Here is a 26,111-nt window from a genome sequence, read left to right as displayed (position 1 = left end):
TAGGTTTTATAACTGCGTGAGTATGTTAACGCAGCAAATGCATTATTAAATGTGTTGAGAGTTGAAAATTAGATAACTCAGGGTCGAATTTTTCGCTTGGCTTTTGGTGTGTTTAGCTATATCAACAACTGAAATAGCATGGTTATAAGAAATTAAAAAAGGCTTGTTAAAAGCCTTTTTTAATTTCTTGAGACATAACCTAATTTGGTTTGATTTTGCCTAATTTAGGTTGTAAGAGTGGTTTGCTTGCTCACACAGTCGCTTTAAATACTATCCGCAGTTGAGAGCGGACAACGGGCAATTTCTGTTATTTCACCGTTTGCATCTTCTTGCTCTAAAATAACGTCAAACCCCCATAAACGATATAAATGTTTAATCACTTGGTCTTTAGTGCTCGCAAGCGGTATATCGTTATGTGGCGTATAACGCAGTGTAAGCGCACGGTCGCCTCGAACATTAACATTGAACACCTGAATGTTGGGTTCTAAATTACTTAGGTTATATTGCTCAGAGAGTGCCTGACGAATGGCGTGGTAGCCCGATTCATTGTGAATTGCACTGACTTCTAAATGGCTTTCTTTCTCGTTATCTAAGATAGAAAAAAACTTAAAGTCACGCATTAACTTAGGCGATAAAAACTGACTGATAAAGCTTTCATCTTTGAAATTTTCCATCGCAAAATGCAAAGTATCGAGCCAGTTACTGCCAGCGATTTCAGGAAACCACCGTTTGTCTTCATCTGTTGGGTTTTCGCATATACGACGAATATCCACCATCATATTAAAACCGAGGGCATAGGGGTTAATGCCAGAATAGTAGGGCGAGTTATAAGGCGGCTGATACACAACATTAGTATGGGATTGCAGCACTTCTAACATAAAGGCGTCACTTAACTTTCCTTCATCGTACAAGTGATTAAGTAAGGTGTAGTGCCAAAATGTTGCCCAACCTTCATTCATTACTTGAGTTTGCTTTTGTGGGTAAAAATATTGCGAAATTTTGCGCACAATACGGATTATTTCGCGTTGCCATATTTCGAGTAATGGTGCTCGTTTTTCAATAAAATAAAGAATATTCTCTTGTGGCTCACTGGGAAAGCGTGCGGCTTGTGTTTCAGCTTCGTTTTGTTGTGAGGGAATGGTTTTCCACAATTCATTAACTTGAGATTGTAAGTAATCTTCGCGTTCTTTCTGCCTTTTTTGTTCTTCAAAAAGGGATATTTGTTGAGGTCGTTTGTAGCGGTCTACACCATAATTCATTAATGCATGGCACGAGTCGAGTAGTTTTTCGACTTCTTCAACGCCGTACTTTTGTTCACATTCGGCGATATAATTTTTAGCAAACAGTAAATAATCAATTATAGAGCTTGCATCGGTCCAGGTTTTAAAAAGGTAATTACCTTTAAAAAATGAATTATGCCCATAACACGCGTGTGCCATAACCAGAGCTTGCATTGGCATGGTGTTTTCTTCCATCAAGTATGCAATGCACGGATCTGAATTGATTACAATTTCGTATGCAAGCCCCATTGCACCACGTTTGTAGTTTTGCTCTGTTTGAATAAATTTTTTGCCAAAAGACCAATGATTATATCCAATAGGCATGCCAACACTGGAGTAGGCATCCATCATTTGCTCTGCAGTAATTACTTCAATCTGATTAGGGTAAGTATCGAGGCGGTAAATCTCAGCAACCCTAGCAATCTCGGTTTGGTATTCTCCGAGTAAATCGAATGTCCAATCAGGACCATCGCTTAGTACTTTTTTACTCATAACTAGTCCTTGAAAATTAAGCTACATCTGCGGTGGTATCTTTTTTAAATAGCTCTCTGAATATAGGGTAAATGTCTTCCACAGATTTAATGTGTTGAATGGCGAAGTTTTCATGGGTATCGGCGAGCACTTGATATTCACGCCATAGGCTTTGATGTGCTCGTGTGGTGATTTCGATATAAGCGTAATAGCGCGTAACAGGCAGAATTTTATTTGTAAGCCAATCACTGCATTGTGGCGAATCATCAGCCCAGTTATCACCATCAGATGCTTGCGCAGCATAAATATTCCACTGCTCAGAGTCATAGCGCTCTTTGATTATTTCGTCCATGAGCTTTAATGCGCTTGATACGATTGTGCCGCCGGTTTCTTGCGAATAGAAAAACTCGTGTTCATCGACTTCTTTCGCTTGGGTATGGTGACGAATGTAAACAACTTCGATGTCCTTGTAGGTACGAGTTAAAAATAAATAAAGCAAAATATAAAACCGTTTTGCGGTTTCTTTGGTTGCTTGATCCATCGAGCCCGACACATCCATTAAGCAAAACATCACAGCTTTAGAACTTGGCTCAGGGCGCTTCTCATAGTTTCTAAAACGTAAATCAAAGGTATCAATAAACGGTACTGTGGCAATTTTATTTTTAAGTTGCTCTATTTCTTTTTCAAGCAGGGCAATTTCGCTTTGGTTGTCCTTTTTGTTTTTTGTAAGCTCAGCAAGTTTTTGCTCAAGTTCAGCTAATTGACGTTTTTTGCCTGCGGTCATGGCAATGCGTCTTGCGACTGAGCCTTGCAATGAACGAACAATATCAATATTTGAAGGCACTCCATCGTTACTGTAACCAGCACGATGGGTTTTCATTTGAACTAACTTGTTGAGTTGATTCTGTTTCAAATTTGGCAGTGCAAGATCTTCAAACAGCAAGTCTAAGTATTCATCTTTTGAAATGGAAAAAACAAAATCATCTTGGCCTTCTCCAGAGTCACTGGCATCACCTTCGCCACCACCTTGACCTTGTCCGCCAAGGGGGCGTTTTATTCTGTCCCCTTGACTGAATTGGTCATTGCCTGGATGCACCATATCGCGTTTGCCACCTTTACCTTGATGGAAAATAGGCTCTTGCATATCACGACTTGGAATCGAAATACTTTCGCCTGTTTCCACGTCAGTTACGCTGCGTTTGGCAATCGCATCGGAAACCGCCTCTTTAATTTGGCGTTTGTAACGCTTAATAAAACGTTGGCGGTTAACCGTATTTTTGTTTTTCCCGTTTAAGCGTCGGTCAATAAAATGTGCCATATACGCCTCCGTAGGTCTTCTTTACAATTACTACTAACTTACTGTGACTTACGAACTCGTAAATACCATTCACTGAGCAAACGAACTTGTTTAGCTGTATAGCCTTTTTCAACCATGCGGTTAACAAAGTCCTCGTGCTTTTGTTGATCTTCGGCGCTGGTTTTTGCATTGAATGAAATAACAGGCAGCAGATCTTCGGTATTTGAGAACATTTTCTTTTCGATGACCGTTCTTAATTTTTCATAGCTCGTCCAAACAGGGTTTTTACCATTGTTGTTAGCACGCGCTCTTAAAACAAAGTTTACGATCTCGTTGCGGAAATCTTTTGGATTAGAAATTCCCGCTGGCTTTTCAATTTTCTCTAGTTCTGCATTGAGTGCAGCTCTATCAAATAATTGGCCTGTATCTGGGTCGCGGAACTCCTGATCTTGGATCCAGAAATCGGCATAGGTTACATAACGGTCGAAAATATTTTGGCCATATTCAGAGTAGGATTCCAAATAAGCGGTTTGAATTTCCTTTCCGATAAACTCTACATATTTCGGAATTAAGAAACCCTTTAAGAACTCAAGGTAGCGCTCTTGGGTTTCTTGTTGGAATTGCTCGCGCTCAATTTGTTGCTCTAGCACATAGAATAAATGAACCGGGTTGGCTGCCACCTCAGTGTGGTCAAAGTTGAAAACACGCGATAAAATCTTAAACGCGAAACGTGTTGATAGGCCGTTCATGCCTTCGTCAACACCGGCGTAATCTTTGTATTCTTGGAACGATTTAGCCTTCGGGTCGGTGTCTTTTAAGCTCTCGCCATCGTACACGCGCATTTTTGAATAAAGACTTGAATTTTCAGGTTCTTTAATTCGTGATAACACTGAAAACTGCGCTAGCGTTTCTAGTGTACCTGGGGCACATGGCGCTTCGTTTAGTTCTGAGTGTTGTAGTAGTTTCTCGTAAATTTTCATTTCTTCAGAGACACGCAGGCAATAAGGTACTTTCACAATGTAAACACGGTCTAAAAACGCTTCGTTGTTTTTATTGCCTTTAAACGTTTGCCATTCTGATTCATTAGAGTGAGCCAAAATCATACCATTGAAGGGCAGAGCAGAGAGACCTTCGGTACCGTTGTAGTTACCCTCTTGGGTTGCGGTTAATAATGGGTGAAGCACTTTAATTGGTGCTTTAAACATTTCAACAAATTCCATTAAACCTTGGTTAGCATGGCAAAGTGCACCGGAATAGGCGTATGCATCGGCATCGCTTTGCGCAAAATGTTCAAGCTTACGAATGTCCACTTTACCTACAAGCGCGCTGATGTCTTGGTTATTCTCATCGCCAGGCTCAGTTTTCGCGATAGCAACTTGGTCTAGAATAGATGGGTAACGCTTTACTACTTTAAATTTCGTAATATCACCGTTGAATTCGTGCAGGCGCTTAGTGGCCCACGGTGACATAATTGTTTTTATGTATCGATTGCTAATACCATATTCTTTTTCGAGGATATCGCCGTCTTCTACTGGGTCGAATAAGCAAAGGGGGTGATCATTTACAGGGGAATCTTTAAGGCAATAAATAGGTACTTTTTGCATTAGGTACTTTAGCTTTTCAGCAAGCGACGACTTACCACCACCTACAGGGCCAAGTAAATAAAGTACCTGTTTGCATTCTTCAAGCCCTTGCGCTGCATGCTTTAAGTAGGCAACGATTTGTTCGATGCTATCTTCCATGCCATAAAATTCTTTAAAGGCAGGGTAGCGCGGAATAACACGGTTAGAAAAAATACGACTGAGTGTTGGATCTTGTGATGTATCCACCATTTCAGGCTGACCAATCGCCATTAATAACCGCTCTGCTGAGCTGGCATAGGCGGATTTATCTTCTTTACAGATCTCGAGAAACTCAGCAATAGTAAATTCTTCTTCTTTTGCTGCTTCGTAACGAGATTGGAAATGATCAAAAATTGTCATATAGACCTCCTAAATACCGGAAATTTTGCAACAGCAATAAAACTAGCCACTATTTATAAGGTTAGACGGGATTTTTGATTGTGCGAGATAAATAAAAGATATTTAAAGAAAAAACTTTACTATATTTCAGAGCGTTGAATATTATGCAATAGTCGGTGAGGAATTATGAAAAGTGCTGGGAAATGTCAGTAAAACGCATGCGTTTTACTGACAAAAATAGGAATTAAGCTAGGTTTGCGTTTGCAAATTCCCAGTTAACTAGTGCCCAGAAACCGTTTAGGTATTCAGGACGCACGTTACGGTAATCGATGTAGTAAGCGTGTTCCCAAAGGTCAACAGTGATGATTGGCGTAACACCCGCTTCAGTTAGTGGTGTAGCTGCATTTGACGTGTTAACGATGTCTAGGCTGCCGTCAGCTAGTTGTACTAACCATGTCCAGCTTGAACCAAAGTTGTTAACAGCTTTGTCGTTGAAAGCAGCTTGGAATTCAGCGAAAGAACCCCATTTTGCGTTGATTAGCTCAGCAACTTTACCTGTTGGCTCGCCACCACCGTTTGGTGAAAGGCTGTTCCAGTAGAATGTGTGGTTCCAGATTTGTGCTGCGTTGTTGAATACACCACCTTCAGAGCTACATACTACTTCTTCAAGAGTTTTGCCTTCGAAGTCAGTGCCTTCTACTAGACCATTTAGTTTTACAACGTATGTGTTGTGGTGCTTACCGTGGTGGAACTCTAGTGTTTCTTTTGAGATATGCGGCTCAAGCGCATCGATTGCATATGGTAGTGACGGTAGTTCAAAAGCCATTTTATTTCTCCGTTGGCGTTAAAAAAGCGGACAACATTTTATATGAAGATGTCCGATATAAGTGTTAAACTATACCCGAGTATTTTACTCAAGTTTTTATAAACAGCAATGCTAGAAATAATTTGCGGTTATATTATAAACAGTTAGTTACATTTTAACTGTTATTCAACGCGTCTAGCATAGTATTAACTTAAAGAAAATTCACCTATTGTGATAGGGTGCATTTAACTTTGTTGATATTTTTTCAGCTAGGTATTTGAGCTAAGGCCTAACGCGCGATTATCGGCTCGTTTTAACCGATGTAATTGATAATTTAGTGTGTGAGATGTGCATGGTCAAATGCCTGCCAATAGATGCGAATAGGCCTATTGGCATGTTGAAAAAGAGTAATAATCGACAATGAAACTGCGCTAGTGTGCCAAATAAGGCGAGTAAATCACTCGGTTGAATTGCTAAACAAAGATAAATTACGCCAAAAGGTGTCGAGGTAGTAAATGGAAACGTTAGACAAGATTAAGCAACAGATCGCAGAAAACTCAATTCTACTTTATATGAAGGGCTCTCCAAAATTACCGAGCTGTGGTTTTTCATCTCAAGCGTCACAAGCGTTAATGGCATGTGGTGAGCAATTTGCGTACGTTGATATTCTTCAAAACCCTGATATCCGTGCAGAGTTACCAGCTTATGCAAACTGGCCTACGTTCCCACAGTTATGGGTTGAAGGTGAGCTAATTGGTGGTTGTGACATTATTGTTGAAATGTTCCAACGCGGTGAACTACAACCTTTAATCACTGAAGTAGCCGCTAAAAATAAAGAAGCAGAATAATATTACGTTAAGTAGTAATTGATTTTGTGGTATTTTTGCTAAGCTTAAATCATTAGTATGATGTTTTAAGCTTAGTATGACTTTTCAACCTTATTTTATTCTTCTAGTTGTTACGCTGTTTTTATTGAGTTTAGAGAGCGTTGCAAAATCATTTGATCTTTCATATCAACATCAGCAACAAACTAAAACGATCACCGTTAATCAGCCCTCTGCCAACCGTTTTGAAATAGCCCGTGAATTACCACAGCAATTAAGTTTAGTAACACTTGATTGGCCGCCATACGTTGACCGTAATTTATGTGACAAAGGTTGGGTATTTACACTTACCGCAGCGCTATTTAATGAACTTGGGTTTGGAATTAGTGTCGAGTTTTTTCCTTGGGCTCGCTCGGTACGCATGGCTGAATTAGGGCAGGCTGATATTTTGTTTCCAGAATACTTTATAGAAGTGACCGCCCCCAGTGATGTAATAGCTAATAGCTTTAGACGCAACAATTTAGCCTTATCGACTCCTTACGCAGGCGGCTTAATTGGGCTAATGAGCCGTGAAAATTATAAAGCAAAGTACAATGGCACTTTTCAGTCGATCCAAGGGGCACGAATTGGCGTTGTAAGAGGGTATCAAAATACCCCTGAGTTTGATAAGCACCTTGATCTTGGCTTTTTTAATGCAATTCAAGCGCGTGATGATCAACAAAACCTAAAACTCTTATTGGCGAGTCGGGTAGATTACATTGTTGCTGATCCCAATGTGATCGATTACCTATTAAGTCACGACGAGCAAGGTGACAAAAATCAAATTAAATTCATTGAACCCGCCTTTCAATATAATGATTTTTACTATGCTATAAGTAAACGCAACGCAATGTGGCAATCGCTGCAAGTTAAAATTAATGCCAAGCTATCAGAGTTTGAGCAAGCCGGAACGATTAAAACCATTCAACAAAACGCTGGAAAGTGTTCGCCCGCAAACTAGCGTCCTGCCTGATGTACAAGATAATTCAAGTTTAAAAAGTGGTTTTTCGGTTAATTGGTATTACCATGAATAAATATTCAAAATCATGAATAGTTTACGTTTACGTAAACTACAGTTGAGAGTTGTTTTTATTTACATGGTGTTAATGTGATACCGGTGTCAATAAGATCCTATAACCAAGATAACCCCAGTTTAGAGGCTTTTATCGGCAGATTTGTTGAATTTATGTATAAGTGAAAAATATTCAATAACCTGAATATGTATTCACAATTTGGTTGACTCTAAGCAATATCTTGGTTAATTTTGAGAATCGCGCAAGTGAACACACGGCACATACCAACATTAGCAACCTTTGTTTCGCGTTAACAAAATCGCTATTACTTATCGAACTGTCATAAAACTTCGATACGGTTATGCCAATACTTCCGTCAATCACAACTGTTTTGTTCACTTGAGCTGTAGCAAGGGAGGAGTCCAACATGTTATATGACTCGAGATTAGAAAAAGATAATTGCGGTTTTGGCCTTATCGCGCACATTGAAGGTCAGCCGAGTCACAAATTAGTTCGCACAGCGATCACTGGGTTAGATCGAATGCAACACCGCGGTGGTATTGCAGCAGATGGTAAAACCGGCGATGGCTGTGGGTTGTTATTGCAAAAACCAGACGGTTTCTTCCGTGCTGTTGCCGCTGAAAACGATTGGCACTTAGGTAAAAACTACGCTGTTGGTATGTTATTCCTAAGTCCTGATCCGGTTATCGCTGAGCACAACAAACAGATTATTAGTGAAGAACTAGAAAAAGAAACGCTAAAACTGGTTGGTTGGCGCGATGTGCCCGTTAATCCAGCAAGTCTAGGACCTATTGCGCTAGAACAATTACCGAATTTTCAACAGGTCTTTATTTCAGCGCCAGAAGGCTGGCGTCCAAAAGATTTAGAACGCCGTTTGTATATCGCACGACGTCGCATAGAAAAACAAATTAACGATGATCATTTTTATATTGCGAGCCTATCGGGCTTAGTATCGGTGTATAAAGGCTTAATGATGCCGGCAGATTTGCCGAATTTCTACCTTGATCTAGCCGATATGCGTATGGAATCTGCTATCTGCGTTTTCCACCAACGTTTTTCTACCAATACGCAACCGCGCTGGCCGTTGGCACAACCATTTAGATACCTTGCACACAACGGCGAAATTAATACTATCGAAGGTAACCGCCAGTGGGCAAGAGCGCGCGCATATAAGTTTTCGTCACCATTACTGCCTGACTTACAAAGCGCGGCACCTTTTGTAAATGAATCGGGCTCAGATAGCTCAAGCTTAGATAATATGCTAGAGCTATTCTTAGCGGGTGGTATGGATATTTTCCGAGCGATGCGCATGCTAGTGCCACCTGCATGGCAGAAAAACCGAGCGATGGATGAAGACTTACGTGCTTTTTATGATTTTAACTCAATGCACATGGAGCCTTGGGATGGTCCTGCAGGGTTAGTAATGTCGGATGGCCGATTTGCAGCGTGTAACTTAGACCGAAACGGGTTACGTCCTGCGCGTTATGTAATTACTAAAGACAATCATATTACTTTAGCGTCAGAAGTTGGTATTTGGGATTACTCTGCTGACGAGGTTAAAGAAAAAGGCCGTGTTGGGCCGGGTGAATTGCTTGTTATTGATACATTGCATGGCAAAGTATGGCAATCGTGCGAAATCGACGAAGATTTGAAAAAGCGTCATACCTATAAGCAGTGGTTAACTGATAACGTGAAACGTTTAGTACCATTAGAGGAAATTGACGAGCAAGACCTTATCGGTCAACGTGAATACGACGATGATATGCTGGCGATTTACCACAAGCAGTTTGCTTACAGTAATGAAGAACTTGACCAAGTTATTCGCCCAATGGGTAACTCAGGCCAAGAAGCAACGGGGTCAATGGGCGATGACACGCCATTTGCCGTGCTGTCGTCACAATCACGTTTAGTGTATGACTATTTCCGTCAAAAGTTTGCGCAGGTGACAAACCCGCCAATCGACCCATTGCGTGAAAATCATGTTATGTCACTGGCTACCTGTATTGGTCGTGAACAAAACGTATTTAATGAAACAACAGGCCACGCAAAACGCTTGCAGTTTTCATCGCCAGTATTGACTTACTCTGATATGAGCCAGTTACTCTCTGCAGATCAGGCGCATTATTCATTTGCCTCATTGTCGATTAACTATGATAAAGATGGCTCATTGTTATCGGCAATTGAAAACGTATGTGACCAAGCGGAAGCGTTAGCGCGTCAAGGTACGGTATTGATTGTATTAAGCGATAAGGGTTTAACGCCTGACACCTTACCAATTCCTGCTGCGATGGCGGTGGGTGCGGTGCAACGTCGTTTAGTGAGTAAGAACTTACGCTGTGATACTAACATTATTATTGAAACAGCAAGCTGTCGTGACCCACATCAATTTGCGGTATTGCTCGGCTTTGGCGCTACCGCTATCTACCCATATTTAGCATATGAAACGCTAACACAAATGGTAGATACCGGCATCATCGAAAAATCGTATCGCGATGTGACCTTGGCGTATCGGAATGCAATTAATAAAGGTCTCTACAAAATAATGTCTAAAATGGGCATTAGTACCGTTGCTAGCTACCGTTGTTCAATGCTTTTTGAAGCAGTAGGGTTAAGCGATGAAGTTGTAGACTTGTGTTTCTCAGGTGTTGTTTCGCGTATTCAAGGTGCAGACTTTAACGACTTCCACCAAGATCTTATTAATTTATCGCGTAAAGCATGGATCAAGCGCAAGCCGCTCGACCACGGTGGTTTATTAAAATATGTGCATAACGGCGAGTATCACGCGTACAACCCCGATGTGATCCAAACATTACAAGTAGCCGTGCGCTCAGGTAATTATCAGGATTATCAAAAATATGCGGATTTAGTAAACACTCGTCCAGTCACTAATATTCGTGACCTGTTAAAACTGAAAACAGGGCAAACGGCTATTGATGTGAGTGAAGTGGAAGATGCAACTGAACTTTATAAGCGCTTTGACTCAGCGGCAATGAGTATTGGTGCGTTATCGCCTGAAGCACATGAAGCGCTAGCGATTGCCATGAACCGCTTAGGTGGCTGTTCAAATTCAGGTGAAGGCGGTGAAGATGTCGCTCGCTACGGCACCGAGAAGAACTCGCGCATTAAGCAAGTTGCATCGGGTCGATTTGGTGTAACGCCGCACTATCTAAAAAATGCGGATGTTATTCAGATAAAAGTGGCTCAGGGTGCAAAACCTGGTGAAGGCGGGCAGTTACCGGGTGAAAAGGTGACACCGTACATTGCTAAGCTGCGCTATTCAGTACCTGGCGTAACATTAATTTCGCCACCACCGCATCATGATATTTATTCAATCGAAGATTTAGCTCAGCTTATTTTTGACTTAAAGCAAGTAAACCCAGATGCCATGATTTCAGTGAAGCTAGTATCTGAACCGGGCGTAGGCACAATTGCTACTGGTGTTGCTAAAGCTTATGCCGACCTTATTACCATCGCCGGTTACGATGGTGGTACGGGCGCTTCACCATTAACCTCTGTTAAATATGCGGGTTGTCCTTGGGAGCTAGGCCTTGCAGAAACGCAACAGGCGCTGGTTGAAAATGGTTTACGTCACCGTATTCGTTTGCAAACCGATGGTGGTTTAAAAACAGGTTTAGATATTATTAAAGCGGCTATTTTAGGTGCAGAAAGCTTTGGTTTTGGCACCGGTCCTATGGTTGCTCTTGGCTGTAAATACCTGCGAATTTGTCATTTAAATAACTGTGCAACAGGTGTTGCAACGCAAGACGAAACACTGCGTGCGAAGCATTATCACGGTTTACCAGAAATGGCGATGAACTACTTTAAGTTTATTGCAGAAGAAGCGCGCGAAATTATGGCGAGCTTAGGGGTAACTAAATTAGTCGATTTAATTGGCCGAACTGATCTGCTTGAAGTGCTTGAAGGCACAACAGCAAAACAAAGCAAGCTTGATTTATCGCCTGTTATTGCAAAGCCAAATAATAAGAGTGGTGAAACCTTATATTGCAGTGCGCCAAATACATCGCACTACGAAGGCAAACTCAATGAAAGTTTGTTGGCTCAAGCAAAAGAGGCAATTGAGAGCAAAACGTCTATTAAATTGCGAGCGCCTATTCAAAATACCGATCGTTCAGTTGGTGCGTTGTTATCTGGCTATATTGCTGATCTTCACGGAAATCAGGGGTTAGCGGCCGATCCGATTATTATCGAATTGCAAGGTACTGCAGGCCAATCACTGGGAGTTTGGAATGCGGGCGGTCTTGAACTACATGTAACTGGTGATGCTAACGATTATGTCGGTAAAGGCATGGCTGGCGGTAAAATTACCGTACGTCCGCCGCTTGGTTCATCGTTTAAATCACATCATGCAACAATTGCAGGTAATACCTGTTTGTATGGTGCAACTGGCGGTAAATTATTTGCTGCAGGCAGAGCGGGTGAGCGCTTTGCGGTACGTAACTCGGGTGCTATTGCAGTAGTCGAGGGACTCGGTGATAACGGCTGTGAATATATGACTGGCGGTATTGTGTGCGTGCTAGGCGATACTGGCATTAACTTTGGCGCGGGTATGACAGGTGGTTTTGCTTACGTACTTGATGAAAAAGGCGACTTTGATAAACGCATCAATACAGAGCTGGTTGAGTTAGTAGAGCTTGCAGATTTAAATATTCATCACGAACATTTACGCGGCTTAATTGGCGAGCATTTAGAAGCAACACAATCAAATCGCGCAGAGCAAATTCTTGCTGATTTTGAGTCATACATTGCGCAATTTAGATTGGTTAAGCCTAAATCGAGTGATGTGAAAGGTTTGCTTGGTCATAGAGCACGTTCAAGTGCTGAATTAAGAATACAGGCGCAATAGGAGAAGTACCATGTCACAAAACGTATATCAATTTATCGATGTGCAGCGTGTCGACCCGCGCAAAAAGCCTATTTCGTCACGTAAAAAACAGTTTGTTGAAATCTACGAACCGTTTTCTGCGAAACAAGTTGATTCGCAAGCCGATCGTTGCCTTGACTGTGGTAATCCATATTGTGAATGGAAGTGTCCTGTACACAACTACATTCCGCAATGGTTAAAACTGATCAAAGCCGGCAAAGTTATCGAAGCGGCTGAATTGTCGCATCGAACTAATAGTTTACCCGAAGTATGTGGACGCGTATGCCCACAAGACCGATTATGTGAAGGTGCATGTACACTCAACGAGGAGTTCGGTGCGGTCACCATAGGTAATATCGAAAAATATATTTCTGATACGGCCTTTGCGATGGGCTGGAAGCCAGATATGTCGCACGTGGTTTGGAGCGATAAGAAAGTTGCTATTATCGGTGCGGGGCCAGCAGGCTTAGGTTGCGCTGATATTCTAGCGCGTAATGGTGTAAAACCGGTGGTGTTTGACCGTCATCCTGAAATTGGTGGTTTACTGACCTTCGGTATCCCATCGTTTAAATTAGAAAAATCGGTAATGGAAAACCGTCGTGAAATTTTCACGGGGATGGGCGTTGAATTTGTGTTAAATACCGAGGTCGGTAAAGACATTGCACTACAAACCATTATTGATGAATACGACGCGGTATTTTTAGCAGTGGGCACTTATCAAAATATGCGTGCAGGTCTTGAAAACGAAGATGCTGATGGTGTGTTTGATGCATTGCCATTTTTAATTGCCAATACCAATTTTCAAATGGGTTACGACGAAACACCAGAATCTTACATCAATATGCAAGGCAAACGCGTCGTTGTGTTAGGTGGTGGTGATACAGCAATGGACTGTGTGCGTACCTCAATTCGTCAAAATGCCAGTAGCGTTGTGTGTGCTTATCGTCGTGATGAAGCCAATATGCCAGGCTCAGTACGTGAAGTAAAAAATGCCAAAGAAGAGGGCGTTGAGTTTATGTTTAATGTACAACCAAAAGGGGTTGTACTTAATGACAGCGGCAAAGTAACTGGCGTAAAAATGGTTAAAACGCAGCTTGGCGAGGCCGATGAAAATGGCCGCCGTCGTGCAGAGGAAGTAGCAGGTTCTGAGCATGTTGTGCCAGCCGATGCGGTGATTATGGCGTTTGGTTTTCAGCCTCATGCAATGCCGTGGTTAAGTGAGTTTGATGTAGAGCTTGATAAATGGGGCCGTATTGTGGCACCTGAGCAAGGCGCATATACGCATCAAACATCTAACCCTAAAATCTTTGCTGGTGGCGATGCAGTAAGGGGTTCTGATTTAGTGGTTACCGCTATTTATGAGGGCCGCAACGCAGCAGAAGGCATTATGGATTATCTCGAAGTTTAGTGCTGTATAGCCTGAATGTGGTTAAACATTTACGGCAGCTTATAGCATTAAAAAAGGTGGGCAAATGCCCACCTTTTTTGTGTTTATGTTTTTTTGCTTAATGATATTGCGACAGTAATTCTGAGGCATTAGTACGGGTAATTTCACTAATATTCGTGCCACCTAATAAACGTGCAATTTCATCAATTCGTCCCGAGTTATCGAGTACCGACATATGGGTATGCGTGTGGGTGCCATCATCGCTTTTACTGACAAAAAATTGATTATGGCCACTTGATGCTACTTGCGGTAAGTGGGTTACACAAATTACCTGTGTACTGTTGCCTAATTGGCGTAATAATTTGCCAACTGCTGATGCAGTCGGGCCAGAAATACCCACATCGACTTCATCAAAAATTAAGGTTGGCGTAGTCATTTTATCTGCAATGATAACTTCAATGGCAAGACTAATACGTGATAGCTCACCACCCGAGGCTACTTTCACAAGCGGTTGTAAACGTTGGCCTGTGTTAGCAGCTACTTGAAAATCTATGCTGTCTAGGCCTTTGCTACTGGTTATCTCTTGTTGCTCAACCACAATGGCAAACTTTGCGTTTTCCATTGATAACATCACTAGTGATTCAGTAACTTGCTTTGATAGTTCATCTGCTGCGACTTTTCGGCTTTGCGAAAGGCGTGTTGCGACAGTCACATAATGTGCTTTCGCTTCGGCGATTTCGCTTTCTAGTGCGGCGAGACGTTCGTCACTTTGTTCAATGTTGGCAAGACTTTGCTTTAGTTCAGCGTGTAAATCTGGGATTGCTTCAGGTGAAATATCGTGTTTTCTTGCCAAATCAAGTGCGCGTGCGATACGATCATCGAGTTCTGATAACTGCGCAGGGTCCATCTCTATGCTGTCTTGATAATGGCTAAGCTCGCGCGCAGCTTCTTCTAAACTGATGCCTGCTTCAAATAACAAGTCGGCGATTGGTGCCAATTTTTTATCTAAACTTGCTAACTCAGCAATTTGGTTTGCGCTCGATTGCACCATAGAGTACGCATTATAATTATCTTGTTGATAAATAATTTGCAGCTCTTTTTGTGTACCTTCAAGCAACGAATTTGCGTTACTTAGCAGCTTATGTTGCTGTTCAATTTCTTCAAACTCACCGTGCTCAAGAGAAAACTCATCTAACTCAGCCACTTGATACTCGAGCAATTGCTTTTCGGCTGCTGCTTGTTGTAGTGACTGACTTAGCGTCGCCTTTTCTTTTTCAAGTGATTGCAGTGCGTTGTATGCCGTTTTAACGTCGTTCACAAGATCAACGTGTCCCGCAAAGCTATCGACTACCGACAACTGATAACCGGCTTTATTGAGCTGTTGGTGCGCGTGTTGGCCGTGAATTGAAATAAGCAGGCTGCCGAGAGACTTTAACTGGCCTGCAGGCACCATTACGCCATTTATATATGCTTTACTGCGGCCGTTTGCCGAGACTACACGGCGAATAATGCATTCGCTACTATCACCTAATTCATGTTCACTAATAAAGTGTTGCGCAGCAGGTAAGTTCTGAATATCAAATACCGCCGAAACTTGGGCTTTATCGGCGCTTTCACGCACCATGCTGGCTTCGGCACGTTCGCCTAAACATAGCGATAGGGCATCAATAGCGATTGATTTACCTGCGCCAGTTTCACCTGTGATAGTTGTCATACCTTGATGCCATTCAATATCAAGGTGTTCAACAATTGCAAAATTTGTTACTTGTAATGATGCTAACATAACTGATTATCCATACAGTACATTAACTGGTAATTTATACAGTAAATAAAAAATAGGCAAGTTAAAAATGAAGATATTTTGTTGCACAAGAAAAAAGGAGTGAGTAGATGTATTGAAAAGGGATTGCGCTAATGGCTTGTATTTAGCCTTTAGCGCAGATCAAATTAAACGTTTTCTTCGTGAAGTTCCGGCTCAACGTGTTCATCGGTAGATGCAAGTGTTGGCGTTATCACTTGCTGGCTTAATGAAGGTAATTGATGCCAATAAAAATCACTGTTGAATTGGTGGCCAGATGTCGGTAATTGTTCAACAAAGGCATAAATTTGTTTACTTAATGTTAGTTTATCGTCTGCCGATTCAAACTTTAGCAGCTCATTTTCGAGTAAGTCAGTTAGGTTACCGATTACTTGTTCATAGTGGGTAATGGTTTCATCAGTTTTACGTTGCATTACAAAATAATTGTTGTTGATTTGCGATAACCCACTAATGTCTTTTGGTTTTACAATGCGTGATTTGCCATAGCTTTGCACTATTTTGCTGTAACGAGAGCTAACAACGTCGATACGTTCGCTTTGTTGTTGTTTTTCAAGTGCTAATGCTTTTTTTCGATTGTTATCTATGACTAAAAATGTCGTTAACAGTACAATTAATAAAACGGTGGTTAAAAATACTACAAACCCCACTTTTTCTTTCCTTTCAATTGATTACTCTGAATCTGGCTAAGTAAATTGCGTAACACACTTAGCAATAATGTTTTTGTGAGTTCTAGTTTTATCGGTTTTCCAAGTACAAGACAAATTTGTGCGATAAAATAGGGCTAGTGTACGCACATTTAACGATGTAATGCCTTAGTGTCCGCTAGAGCTTAATTTGTTATGTTGATTTCAGGTTGATTAATATAAACGGCTGCCCCAGTTTAACTTTTGGCGCAGTACATTGTAATACGAATATTTGCTTGGATGCACCATGCGCAACTGTTGCTCACTTCGTTTGATTACAATTTCATCACCTGGCAATACCGCTAACACAACATGGCTATCACAACTCACTTGTAAGTCCACATCATTCGCAGGGCTCAATGCCAGTTTCACTTCACTATTTGCATCCACTACGAGAGGGCGGCTTGTTAGTGTGTGCGGAAACATAGGCACCAATGAAATGGCGTTGAGTTTTGGGTTTAAAATGGGTCCGCCGCCAGAAAGACTATAGGCTGTAGAGCCTGTTGGCGTTGACACAATCAGGCCGTCAGATTTTTGCGAAAATACAAACTCTCTATCAATAAAGGCTTCAAACTCAATCATGTGTGCAACTTTATTGGCATGCAGCACGGCTTCGTTAACCGCCGTATTTGAGCTTTTTAGCACTTCATGGCGATAGATTTCCACTTCCAGCAAGAAGCGTTTTTCTTCACTAAATTTACCAGCCAGTACTTGCTCAAGCTCACGCTCAAAATTATCGGGATCAAGGTCGGTCAGAAAACCGAGATTACCTCTATTTACGCCGATAACCGCAATATCAAAGCGAGCCAACACGCGAGCAGCGCCTAGCATGTTACCGTCACCACCAACCACAATCGCTAAATCACAGTTGCGGCCAATTTCAACTAACGACGCTGAATATTCTTCATCAACAATGGGTTCAGCGACACGGCTTTCAACGTAAACTTGATAACCGAGAGCCGTTAAAAAGGTATGCAGTTTGGCAAGTGTTACAGCCGCGCCTTCATGGTTCGGTTTGCCAATCAATCCTATGTTATTAAATACTTGTGCCATAAAATCGTCACTGATAAAGTCTTGCCTACAGTATATCTTGATTTTTAATCATCAGGCCATAAATAATAATCATGAAATTAAGCGCCCGTGATCAACTCATTTTTTCTGCCGTTATGGACTTATATTGCAATGGTGAAGGTACGCCAGTTGCATCAAGCCATGTGGTAAAGCAGAAACAAATTAATATTTGCAGTGCGACAGTACGTAATGCAATGGCGCGTATGGAAAAGTCGGGGCTATTGTATGCGCCTCACACCTCCTCGGGACGTGTACCTACAGAGCTAGGTTTTAGCTATTGGTTTGATGAATTTTTTCAACTTTCTGATATTGCAGACTATTGGCAACCGAGTGCGCAAAGCCTTACCGAGTTTTCTCATCGCTTAAGTCAACAATATAAACTGTGTGTGTTGGTGAGTTTGCCAGAGGCGATGCAGCAACATATTTATCGTGCAGAAGTGCTCGATTTTAGTTTTGAAAACTGGCTTATTTTACTATTCGACAGGGACGGTAATAGCCAAAACATTCAGATTACTAAGCCTCGCGAAGCAAACGATGCATTACGCAATCAATTTAATGCGTGGTTAAATACTGTTTTCGCAGGGCATAACTTGGCCGAAGGGTTACGCCGCATGGCGGCGATGCGCCAAAGTGCACCAATGTTTTGTCATGGTTCACTGGGTATGTGGATTAAAGCGCTCGCTGAAAAACTGCATGTAGATAGTAGCATTGTTATTGGCAGCCACTATTTATTTGGTGCACTGTCTAGCGAGCAGTTAAATCAAATTGGCGCGCCATTTTTAGATTATGTAGAACAAAAGTTAGCGATGAAAATGGGCATGTCGGTTATGTACCACGATAACTTGCCGTTTGGTGCGTTGGAAGACTATTTATTACTGAGCGTGCCGTACTTTTCACAAGAGATATACCAAGGCCGTTTATGTGTGCTCTGTCCAAAGTCGGCGAAAATTGAAGCAATTATCAACGAAATATCGATTAATTGCGCTATTAGCTCTTGAAAGGCGGTTATCAATCCCCATAATTAGCATCAGTTGTAAGATTTCGGAGAGTATCAATGTCTGAGCAAAATAATCAGCCAGAGCAAGAAGCAGAAGTACAGGAAACCCTTGACCAAGTAGCAGAAGAGCTACAAGGTGGTGAAGAGCTAAGCGCAGAAGCGGAAATTGCAGTATTAAATGCAGAGCTTGAAGCAGCGAAGCAAACAATTGAAGAGCAAAAAGACAGTGTAGTACGCGCTGCCGCAGAAGTTGAAAACATGCGTCGTCGTACAGCGCAAGATGTTGAGAAAGCGCACAAGTTTGCCCTTGAAAAATTCGCCAATGAACTACTACCTGTGCTTGATAACTTAGAGCGCGCGATTGAGTTTGCTGACAAAGAAAACGAACATATTAAGCCGGTTATCGAAGGTGTTGAGATGACGGCAAAAAGCTTTGTTGATGCCGTAGCAAAGTTTGGTGTTGAAGTGGTTGCGCCACAAGGCGAAACGTTTAACCCTGAATTCCACCAAGCAATGTCAATTCAGCCATCTGCTGATGTTGCACCAAACACTGTTATTGCAGTAATGCAAAAAGGTTACCTATTAAATGGTCGTTTACTTCGTCCAGCAATGGTAATGGTGTCTAAAGCTGCTGAATAATAGCGCATTAAGAATGCAAAAAAGCTGTAACCTTGGTTACAGCTTTTTTTGTGCCTGTTGTGGCAAATACAATGTGCTAATGGCCAAACTTTAACTGTTTTAATTGGCAGATTAAAATACCGCTTACTGCCATTGCCATAGCAACCGCAAACCCGATGCTTGGGGGTAATGGAATAAACGCTAAAATTGGGCCAGCAAAGGCGCCACTGCCAAAGCGTAAAGTACCTATCACAGCGGTAGCTGTTCCAGACTTCTTCTTGAAATTGATTAAAATCAGCGCGTCGGCGTTGGTTGCCATAATGCCTAAACTCATCATCAGTGGCGCAATAAAAGCAGCAACCAAATACACATTGTGCGTTAATATACTGACTAAAATAAGGCACGTTACCGCAATAAAGCTAATGGCTAAGCCAATATTGAGCATTTTACGCGAGCCAAATTTAGGCACTAACCGGGTATTAATAAAGTTACCTAACATTAACGCCAATACATTAAATGCAAATAACACCCCAAATAGGGTTTCACTCACCTTAAAGTGTGCCATATAAATTGCTGATACTTTAGTTAAAAAGCAAAAGAACGCGAACGAGGCGAGCATGGAAATAACAATATCAAATCGTGCTTTTTTGTTTGTAAGCACAATACGATAGTTTGAAAAAAATAGCGCCAAACCTTTAATTTTACTCGGGTGAATAGGCACTTCTCGCAAATAAAAATAAGCTAATACAAAGAGCACGCTAGCATAAATCGTCAATGCATAAAATATCGCGTGCCAATGCCAAGTGATCATTAACACACTGCCGATACTTGGTGCGAGCAGGGGAGCTAACATCATAATCATCGACACGTAAGACATGCCTTTCGCAGTATTTTCTTGATACATATAGCGAATAATACCAGGTACGACGACGGTGACAGCAGAGCCAAAAAATGCTTGTGCAAAGCGTAAAACAATAAAGGTATCAATAGACTGTGTTACGGTAAGTAAAAAAGAGCATAAGCCAAAGCCTAGCAAGCCAAAGAGCGCGAACAAACGCCTGCCTTTTTGATCTATTAGCGGCCCAAATAACATCATGCCTATGGCATAGCCGGCTAAATAACTACTTAAAGAGAGTTGGACTTGCGCCATATCGGTGTTGAAGTAGCTTGATATTGCAACAAAAGCAGGTAAGTACAGGTCAATTGCTAATGGCGTTGTTGCGACGAGCGCCGATAGCAGGGGTAAGATGGATTTAGATAACGTTTTTTCAGTCACAGAAATACTTATTCAGGGTATCGGGGAACCCTATTTTACGTGTAAAATACTTGATTTGATACAACAGATCCGATTAAGCGCTTTGCTAAATTGAAGGTTTATTGTTAAAAATAAATTACCTTACCAATTCAGGGCTTTGTGATGGTAAATATTGCAAAATCAATATTTGTTAAACAGCGCTAAACGACATTAGGGAAAACGTAATGAAATTATCTCATGTATTGCTCTCACTTTCAGTGGCTGCCACGCTGGTTGGGTGTAAATCGAGTCCAACAGGGCGCACACAAATTGCCATGTATTCTGAAGCGGAAATGAACCAGCTTGGCAAACAAAGCTTTGTTCAAATGAAAAAGCAGCAACCAATTAATACCGATGCCAAAATCAATCGTTATGTGCAATGCGTTGCTGATAACGTTATTTCAGTGCTTCCTGCAAAATACGCGAATCAACAATGGGAAGTGGTGGTATTTGAAGAACCATCTGCAAACGCATTTGCGCTTCCTGGCGGTAAAATAGGTGTGCATACGGGGCTATTAAAAGTAGCACAAGGGCAAGACCAATTAGCAACAGTACTTGGCCACGAAGTTGGGCACGTAATTGCCGAGCATTCAAATGAACGTATGACTGCAGCCGGTATTAAACAGGCAACATTGCAAGTTGCAGACGCGTATAGTCGTTCGCAAGGAAACCGTTTACACAATGAAACTATGATGGCTTTAGGTGTAGGTGCTGAGTACTTAGGCATGATGCCGTTTAGTCGTATGCATGAAAGCGAAGCCGATAAAATTGGCTTAGACTTGATGGCAAAAGCGGGTTTTAATCCAAAGCAGTCAGTTGAATTATGGCGTAATATGGCGGCAAATAATAACGGTGCACCACCGGAATTTTTATCAACACACCCATCATCAGATACCCGTATTAGTGATTTGCGTAGTTGGATGCCAGATGCGATGGCTTTACACAATCAAGCAAAAGCACAAAATAAACGCCCTCACTGCGAATAACGCAGCTTTTTTCTAATTGAGTAAATTGATTTTTACTCAATTAGAAATTCAAATTAAAAGTTTAAAAAAACGTCAGCTTGGTCTACATTTATAAATAAGAATAATTATAATTTAATGTAGTCCGTTGAAACTGAAAAACCCCCTAGCAAAACAACTGCTTGTTGGTATTTTACTCACCAGCTCTCTGTTAACGTTAATGATCACCAGCGCCATTTTATGGATGGACTACAAGCGCGATCTCAGCGTGATCGATCAAGGTTTCCAGCAAATTGAAAAAAGCCATTTACCTTCGGTTACCAATGCGCTTTGGGCAGAAGATGAGAAACAGCTTGAATTACTATTACAGGGCATTAGTGAACTTCCTAACGTATCGTCAGTAACGATTTGGCAAGATAATGCCAACCGTCTTACCGTTAATAAAACGCAAACCAAATACGCTAAAAGTAAATCTTGGGCCATTGATTACCGATTTAATCGCACTAAATACCATTTGGGCGAACTGATTGTAGTAATGGATATGTCGGGGGTGTATGGCTATCTCACTGACAAAGTTGTGGTAACTTTGCTTACTCAAGGTGCAAAAACCTTTATTGTATCTATGATTATTTTCACCTTAGTGCATTTATTAGTAACCCGTCATTTAAATCATTTAGCGTATTCGATGAGCCACGTGAATATGTCGGCACCGGAAGAATTCAAACTTGACCGAAAACAAGCGCGCGATGATGAAATTAATCGTCTTGTTGTAGAATTTAACGCCATGATGGCAGCGTTGTCTAAATCATTTGGCGATCTTAAAAAGCAAAAGCAAGCAGAGCAGAATGCTAATAAACTCAAAGGTGAATATCTTGCTAATATCAGTATGGAAGTAAAAACGCCAATGAATGGGCTTTTGGGTATGGCGCATTTGTTGTCAGAAACCAAGCTTGATCACCGCCAACACAGCTACGTTAGTGTAATTCAAAAAAGCGCGTTTAATATGCTTGAGCTGCTAAATGGTATTTTAGATTATTCCAAAATTGAGCATAGCCAACTCGCACTCGACCAGCATATTTTCGATATTCACGCATTAATTCGTGAGATTTTCCAAGAATGTGAGTTGAGAGCAAAAGAGAAAAATCTACGCTTAGTCACCTATGTCGACCCCGCTATTAATAGCTATTTAGTCGGTGACTCGGTGCGCTTAAAGCAAGTTATTTGTAATCTCGTAAACAAGGCAATTAAATATTCTGATCGTGGCGATGTTTCGATTAATGTTGACGCTGAAGTAACGACGGGCTTGTCTGAACTTACAATTAGTGTACGTGACAACGGTCAAGGCATTGATGAAACAGTGCTAGCGCAGTTAAATAATCCGAAATTAAAAGCTAACAAGGGCAATTCCTTAAATGCGCTCGGCCTAACAATCGCCCAAAACTTAGTAACGCTAATGGGTGGCACATTTACGGTTAACTCAAAAGCAGGGCTTGGCACAGATGTTAGATTTACCTTAGCACTGCCAACCAGTACATTAATTGAAAATCACCTTGATGATGAGGGGTTACTTGCCAATAAACGTGTCCTAATTTTAGACAGTAAGTTGTTTTTAGCGCGTTATTTAAGTGAACTGTTTGCACAGTGGCAGATGCAAGTCACCCATGTTCAAGACGCTGAACTTGCGCTTAATTATATGCTGGGGGATGACTTACAGTTTGCTGGATTCGATTTTGTATTGTTGTCACACAATGAGCTTGAAAATCAACTAGTTAGTTTTTATGAAAAAATTAACCGTCACAGATTCAACCGACCAGCAAATTTAATCGTATTTGGTGATGAAATTGCGGATGTTGATGTAAGCAGAGTGACGAACATTGGCTATAACCAAGTATGGCAACTACCAAAGCACCCAAGTGATATTAAATCGGCCTTGGTCAATAATATTAAGCAGAGTAACGATGTGGTTACACCACAAGAAACCGTGCCGTTAACCGTGTTAATAGCTGATGACGCACCGATTAGCCAACGCGTTCTTAGCGCAATATTAATGAACCGTGGCGATAATGTGATTGTCGCAGCTGATGGTGAAGAGGCGGTGGCACTGTGGCAGCAGCATCAGTATGAAATCGATATTATTTTAATGGACTGTGCTATGCCGAAAATGAGTGGCTATGAAGCTGCTCAAACAATACGTATGCAAGAGTCTAGCGATAAAATAGGCGTACCGATAATTGCGGTTACGTCGAGTGATCGTGAAGATGAGTACAACTATTGTAAAACGTTCGGTATTGATGAAGTGCTGTTTAAACCGTTTTTACCTGTTGAGCTGTTGGATGTATTGTCGCAATTTAAACTACACATCGAAGAACATAAAGCGTTCAATAATTTGAAAAATTAGCCACTGTTCACCATAGTTAAAAGTAACTGCTTCAATTGAAGTGTCGCGTGACACTTCGCATTCTTTTTCTCATTTATGAGGAGGATTTATGGCAAACTTTAGGGTGATTGAGACAATCCCTTTAAATAATGTGCAGTCGATTTCTAATCTATGTGGTAATCAAGCCCTCGATATTTCAAGTAACGCCTCTCATATTGTTACTGACTTTAGTCAAAAACGGCCGCAACTTATCGAAAAAGACGTTTTAGTTGATCAAGCGCTATACATGATGAAAATGGGTCATGTGCGCTCAAAAATCGTAATCGATCACGATGAGAACTTTATGGGGGTGATAAGTTCGAGTGATTTGTCATCGTATAAAGTACTGCATATTGCGCAGCTTAGAAATGTCTCTCGAGGTGACTTATCAGTTGAGAACTTAATGCTAAAGAAAGATGAAATGCGCGCAATTGATTTTGCAAAAATTAATAATTACACCATTGGTGATGTATTGGCAACGCTAAAAAATCTAGGTCAGCAGCACGTATTATTGATCGATAAAGAGCATACTTTACGCGGGCTTATTTCTGCGAGTGATATCGCAAGGGCATTACATATCCCAATTAATATTAATGAGAAGGCACACACCTTTAAAGAAATTTTCGATGTGGTGTTTGCGCAACTAGAGAAAAATAAAACTACATAATATAAAAAGGGCGCAATGTACGCCCTTTTTTATATGAAATGAATTAACTTACCACTTTTTCTTCGGTGCAAAGAGCTCATCTAAGTCATCTTTTTCGTTATCAAGCTTTTTCTTTGCATCACTTGCGTTGGTTGCTTTTAACTCGCTCATTATTTCTTCAAGCATATCTTCTATTTCTTGTTTGCGTGACGCAACATACTCGTCTGAAAAGTTGAGCGAATTAATTACCGCAAGCGCTTTTTCAAAATACTGGCGTGCAGAGCCAAGCATATTAGCACTGCGCGCTGCTTTGCCGCGTTTTAATTGGCTGTCGATATTTACTTGTAATTGCATTTTTTCTAAACGTTTGTCTTCGTTTAAGAACACTTGTGTATCAATCTTGCCTTTTGAATGCTCAGAGCGAACTATGCTGCGTAGCTTTTTAACCCCTTGCAATAATGCAATGACTTGTTTTTCATTATCAGGTAGTGCAATGCGTTCTGCTGATGAGTCTTGGCTTGACGAATTTTCGATACGCTCTTTTGCTTCCGTTAATCGGTTTCTGATTTCTTTAGAATTGGGAGAGAGTTCAGCCATTACTGCTAATGCACTGTAAATGCGTCGATATAGTACGGAAAAGAGCGCTTTCGACATTGGAATATTAGCAGAATTCATTAACACTTCTTCAGTCTCTTCAATGATCTTTTTCTGCTTTGTAAGCTCCTGACGTCGCTCAGCATTTTGTTTTTCTTTATGCTGCTGTACCGCGTTGACCCAAACGCCAATAACAATTAGTGCCACTATTAGCGTGATGATAATATAAACTACCATGGAGTTTTTCTCATTCTTATAATTGCCCTAATCTTAACTAATTCTAATTACTTAGTGTAGTGTTGTTAAAAGGAAAGTTCTAATAATAGCACTTTATTACCAGCTTTTTTTACGGCAAAACAAGGGTAAATTTGCTGCCACCTAATCGCCCGTCATTGGCAAGCGCGATATGTCCCTTGGTTTCTTTATTTACATGTGCAGATGCAATTAAATTGGCGAAATAGATACCCAGCCCAGTACGCCCTTGGCTAATAAGGGCGGCAGACATTTCATTATTGGCTTTCTCTAGCATGCTTTCAGGGTAGCCTTCGCCATTATCGTGAATTTCAATAATCAGCTTATCGTTTTGTTGATGTGCGCTAATGAGAATTTTCGATGCTGTGTATTTGAGTGCGTTAATAAGAATGTCATTAAGTAAGTTGGCAATTAGGTCAGCATCAAAAAACCACGCCAGATCTTGTTCAATATCACAACTGACATCGATATTTTTGTTGGTGATATAGAGCTCATTTTTAGCAAGCAGTTCGTCTACTAAATCATCTAAAAAATGCTCTTCGATATTGAGCGGCAGTTGTGCGTTGTGTTCGCGATAAAGGGCAAGTACTTGCAATAAGTTGGAATTGACGCGGGCAACTTCGTAATGAATCTTGGCGAATTCAGATTGTGCTTGTGGCGTTTGCTCAATACTTTGACTAATTGTTTCCATCGATTGAAGCAGCATACACAAAGAGTTTTTCATATCGTGCATGCTTGCGCCAAGGACAACGGAAAAGTCGAGCTTATTATGGTCCATA

At 41.2% G+C, this 26,111-nt stretch carries 19 protein-coding genes; 9 read left to right on the top strand and 10 right to left on the bottom strand.

Annotation, left to right across the window (positions count from 1 at the left end; all coding sequences use genetic code 11):
• Positions 1 to 263 precede the first annotated feature (263 nt).
• The 4 genes from AC2IOM_RS12880 to AC2IOM_RS12865 form a co-directional block, all read right to left on the bottom strand.
• Positions 264 to 1,772, bottom strand: coding sequence for a SpoVR family protein (locus AC2IOM_RS12880; RefSeq protein WP_486358593.1), 1,509 nt, complete (start codon positions 1,770 to 1,772; stop codon positions 264 to 266).
• A gap of 16 nt (positions 1,773 to 1,788) precedes the next feature.
• Complete coding sequence (locus AC2IOM_RS12875) at positions 1,789 to 3,069, bottom strand: YeaH/YhbH family protein (protein WP_100913150.1); 1,281 nt, start codon at positions 3,067 to 3,069, stop codon at positions 1,789 to 1,791.
• Between the two features lie 38 nt (positions 3,070 to 3,107).
• On the bottom strand, positions 3,108 to 5,030 hold the full coding sequence (locus tag AC2IOM_RS12870; RefSeq protein ID WP_010560388.1) for a PrkA family serine protein kinase: 1,923 nt from the start codon (positions 5,028 to 5,030) through the stop codon (positions 3,108 to 3,110).
• A gap of 223 nt (positions 5,031 to 5,253) precedes the next feature.
• A complete protein-coding gene (locus AC2IOM_RS12865) occupies positions 5,254 to 5,835 on the bottom strand; it encodes a Fe-Mn family superoxide dismutase (RefSeq protein ID WP_010560387.1) in 582 nt (193 codons plus the stop codon).
• Between the two features lie 494 nt (positions 5,836 to 6,329).
• On the opposite strand from AC2IOM_RS12865, the gene AC2IOM_RS12860 reads away from it, so the two are divergent.
• The 4 genes from AC2IOM_RS12860 (at position 6,330) to AC2IOM_RS12845 (ending at position 14,001) form a co-directional block, all read left to right on the top strand.
• Positions 6,330 to 6,662: a Grx4 family monothiol glutaredoxin gene (locus AC2IOM_RS12860; protein WP_010560386.1), complete on the top strand. Its 333-nt coding sequence runs from the start codon at positions 6,330 to 6,332 to the stop codon at positions 6,660 to 6,662.
• A 76-nt stretch (positions 6,663 to 6,738) separates the two neighbouring features.
• Positions 6,739 to 7,638, top strand: coding sequence for a substrate-binding periplasmic protein (locus tag AC2IOM_RS12855; RefSeq protein WP_486358592.1), 900 nt, complete (start codon positions 6,739 to 6,741; stop codon positions 7,636 to 7,638).
• A 479-nt stretch (positions 7,639 to 8,117) separates the two neighbouring features.
• Positions 8,118 to 12,575: a glutamate synthase large subunit gene (gene gltB / locus AC2IOM_RS12850; RefSeq protein ID WP_486358591.1), complete on the top strand. Its 4,458-nt coding sequence runs from the start codon at positions 8,118 to 8,120 to the stop codon at positions 12,573 to 12,575.
• A 10-nt stretch (positions 12,576 to 12,585) separates the two neighbouring features.
• Entirely contained in the window at positions 12,586 to 14,001 is a 1,416-nt protein-coding gene (locus AC2IOM_RS12845; RefSeq protein WP_054980965.1) for an FAD-dependent oxidoreductase, read from the top strand.
• A gap of 97 nt (positions 14,002 to 14,098) precedes the next feature.
• Here AC2IOM_RS12845 and recN read toward each other — a convergent pair whose 3' ends face one another.
• The 3 genes from recN to nadK form a co-directional block, all read right to left on the bottom strand.
• Positions 14,099 to 15,763, bottom strand: a complete 1,665-nt coding sequence (recN, locus tag AC2IOM_RS12840) for a DNA repair protein RecN (RefSeq protein ID WP_486358590.1) — start codon at positions 15,761 to 15,763, stop codon at positions 14,099 to 14,101.
• A 164-nt stretch (positions 15,764 to 15,927) separates the two neighbouring features.
• Positions 15,928 to 16,446, bottom strand: coding sequence for a hypothetical protein (locus AC2IOM_RS12835; RefSeq protein WP_105171589.1), 519 nt, complete (start codon positions 16,444 to 16,446; stop codon positions 15,928 to 15,930).
• Between the two features lie 210 nt (positions 16,447 to 16,656).
• Positions 16,657 to 17,535 (bottom strand): NAD(+) kinase, encoded by an 879-nt coding sequence (gene nadK, locus AC2IOM_RS12830; RefSeq protein WP_010560380.1) that lies wholly within the window; start codon positions 17,533 to 17,535, stop codon positions 16,657 to 16,659.
• A 71-nt stretch (positions 17,536 to 17,606) separates the two neighbouring features.
• Between nadK and AC2IOM_RS12825 the strand changes: the two genes are divergently transcribed.
• Both AC2IOM_RS12825 and grpE read left to right on the top strand, forming a co-directional pair.
• Complete coding sequence (locus tag AC2IOM_RS12825) at positions 17,607 to 18,551, top strand: HrcA family transcriptional regulator (protein ID WP_105171588.1); 945 nt, start codon at positions 17,607 to 17,609, stop codon at positions 18,549 to 18,551.
• A 56-nt stretch (positions 18,552 to 18,607) separates the two neighbouring features.
• Positions 18,608 to 19,189: a nucleotide exchange factor GrpE gene (gene grpE / locus AC2IOM_RS12820; protein WP_010560378.1), complete on the top strand. Its 582-nt coding sequence runs from the start codon at positions 18,608 to 18,610 to the stop codon at positions 19,187 to 19,189.
• A 76-nt stretch (positions 19,190 to 19,265) separates the two neighbouring features.
• Here the strand turns inward: grpE and AC2IOM_RS12815 are convergent, their stop codons facing one another.
• Positions 19,266 to 20,444 carry a multidrug effflux MFS transporter gene (locus AC2IOM_RS12815; RefSeq protein WP_486358589.1) on the bottom strand — a complete coding sequence of 393 codons (1,179 nt, stop codon included), beginning with the start codon at positions 20,442 to 20,444 and terminating at the stop codon, positions 19,266 to 19,268.
• Between the two features lie 203 nt (positions 20,445 to 20,647).
• Here AC2IOM_RS12815 and AC2IOM_RS12810 point away from each other — a divergent pair, with 203 nt between their 5' ends.
• The 3 genes from AC2IOM_RS12810 (at position 20,648) to AC2IOM_RS12800 (ending at position 24,507) form a co-directional block, all read left to right on the top strand.
• On the top strand, positions 20,648 to 21,448 hold the full coding sequence (locus AC2IOM_RS12810; protein ID WP_010560376.1) for a M48 family metallopeptidase: 801 nt from the start codon (positions 20,648 to 20,650) through the stop codon (positions 21,446 to 21,448).
• A gap of 124 nt (positions 21,449 to 21,572) precedes the next feature.
• Positions 21,573 to 23,822 carry a response regulator gene (locus AC2IOM_RS12805; protein WP_486358588.1) on the top strand — a complete coding sequence of 750 codons (2,250 nt, stop codon included), beginning with the start codon at positions 21,573 to 21,575 and terminating at the stop codon, positions 23,820 to 23,822.
• An 88-nt stretch (positions 23,823 to 23,910) separates the two neighbouring features.
• On the top strand, positions 23,911 to 24,507 hold the full coding sequence (locus AC2IOM_RS12800) for a CBS domain-containing protein (RefSeq protein ID WP_100913161.1): 597 nt from the start codon (positions 23,911 to 23,913) through the stop codon (positions 24,505 to 24,507).
• Between the two features lie 48 nt (positions 24,508 to 24,555).
• Here AC2IOM_RS12800 and AC2IOM_RS12795 read toward each other — a convergent pair whose 3' ends face one another.
• The gene (locus AC2IOM_RS12795; RefSeq protein ID WP_100913162.1) at positions 24,556 to 25,317 is read right to left on the bottom strand and encodes a hypothetical protein; all 762 of its coding nucleotides are present in this window, start codon (positions 25,315 to 25,317) and stop codon (positions 24,556 to 24,558) included.
• A gap of 109 nt (positions 25,318 to 25,426) precedes the next feature.
• On the bottom strand, positions 25,427 to 26,110 hold the full coding sequence (locus AC2IOM_RS12790; RefSeq protein WP_100913163.1) for a sensor histidine kinase: 684 nt from the start codon (positions 26,108 to 26,110) through the stop codon (positions 25,427 to 25,429).
• Position 26,111 lies beyond the last annotated feature (1 nt).

The sequence above is a fragment of the Pseudoalteromonas sp. NS-SX12 genome (genome assembly GCF_057367955.1).
The sequence above is the reverse complement of the archived record's forward strand: the minus strand, read 5'-3'. Positions and strand labels throughout refer to the sequence as shown.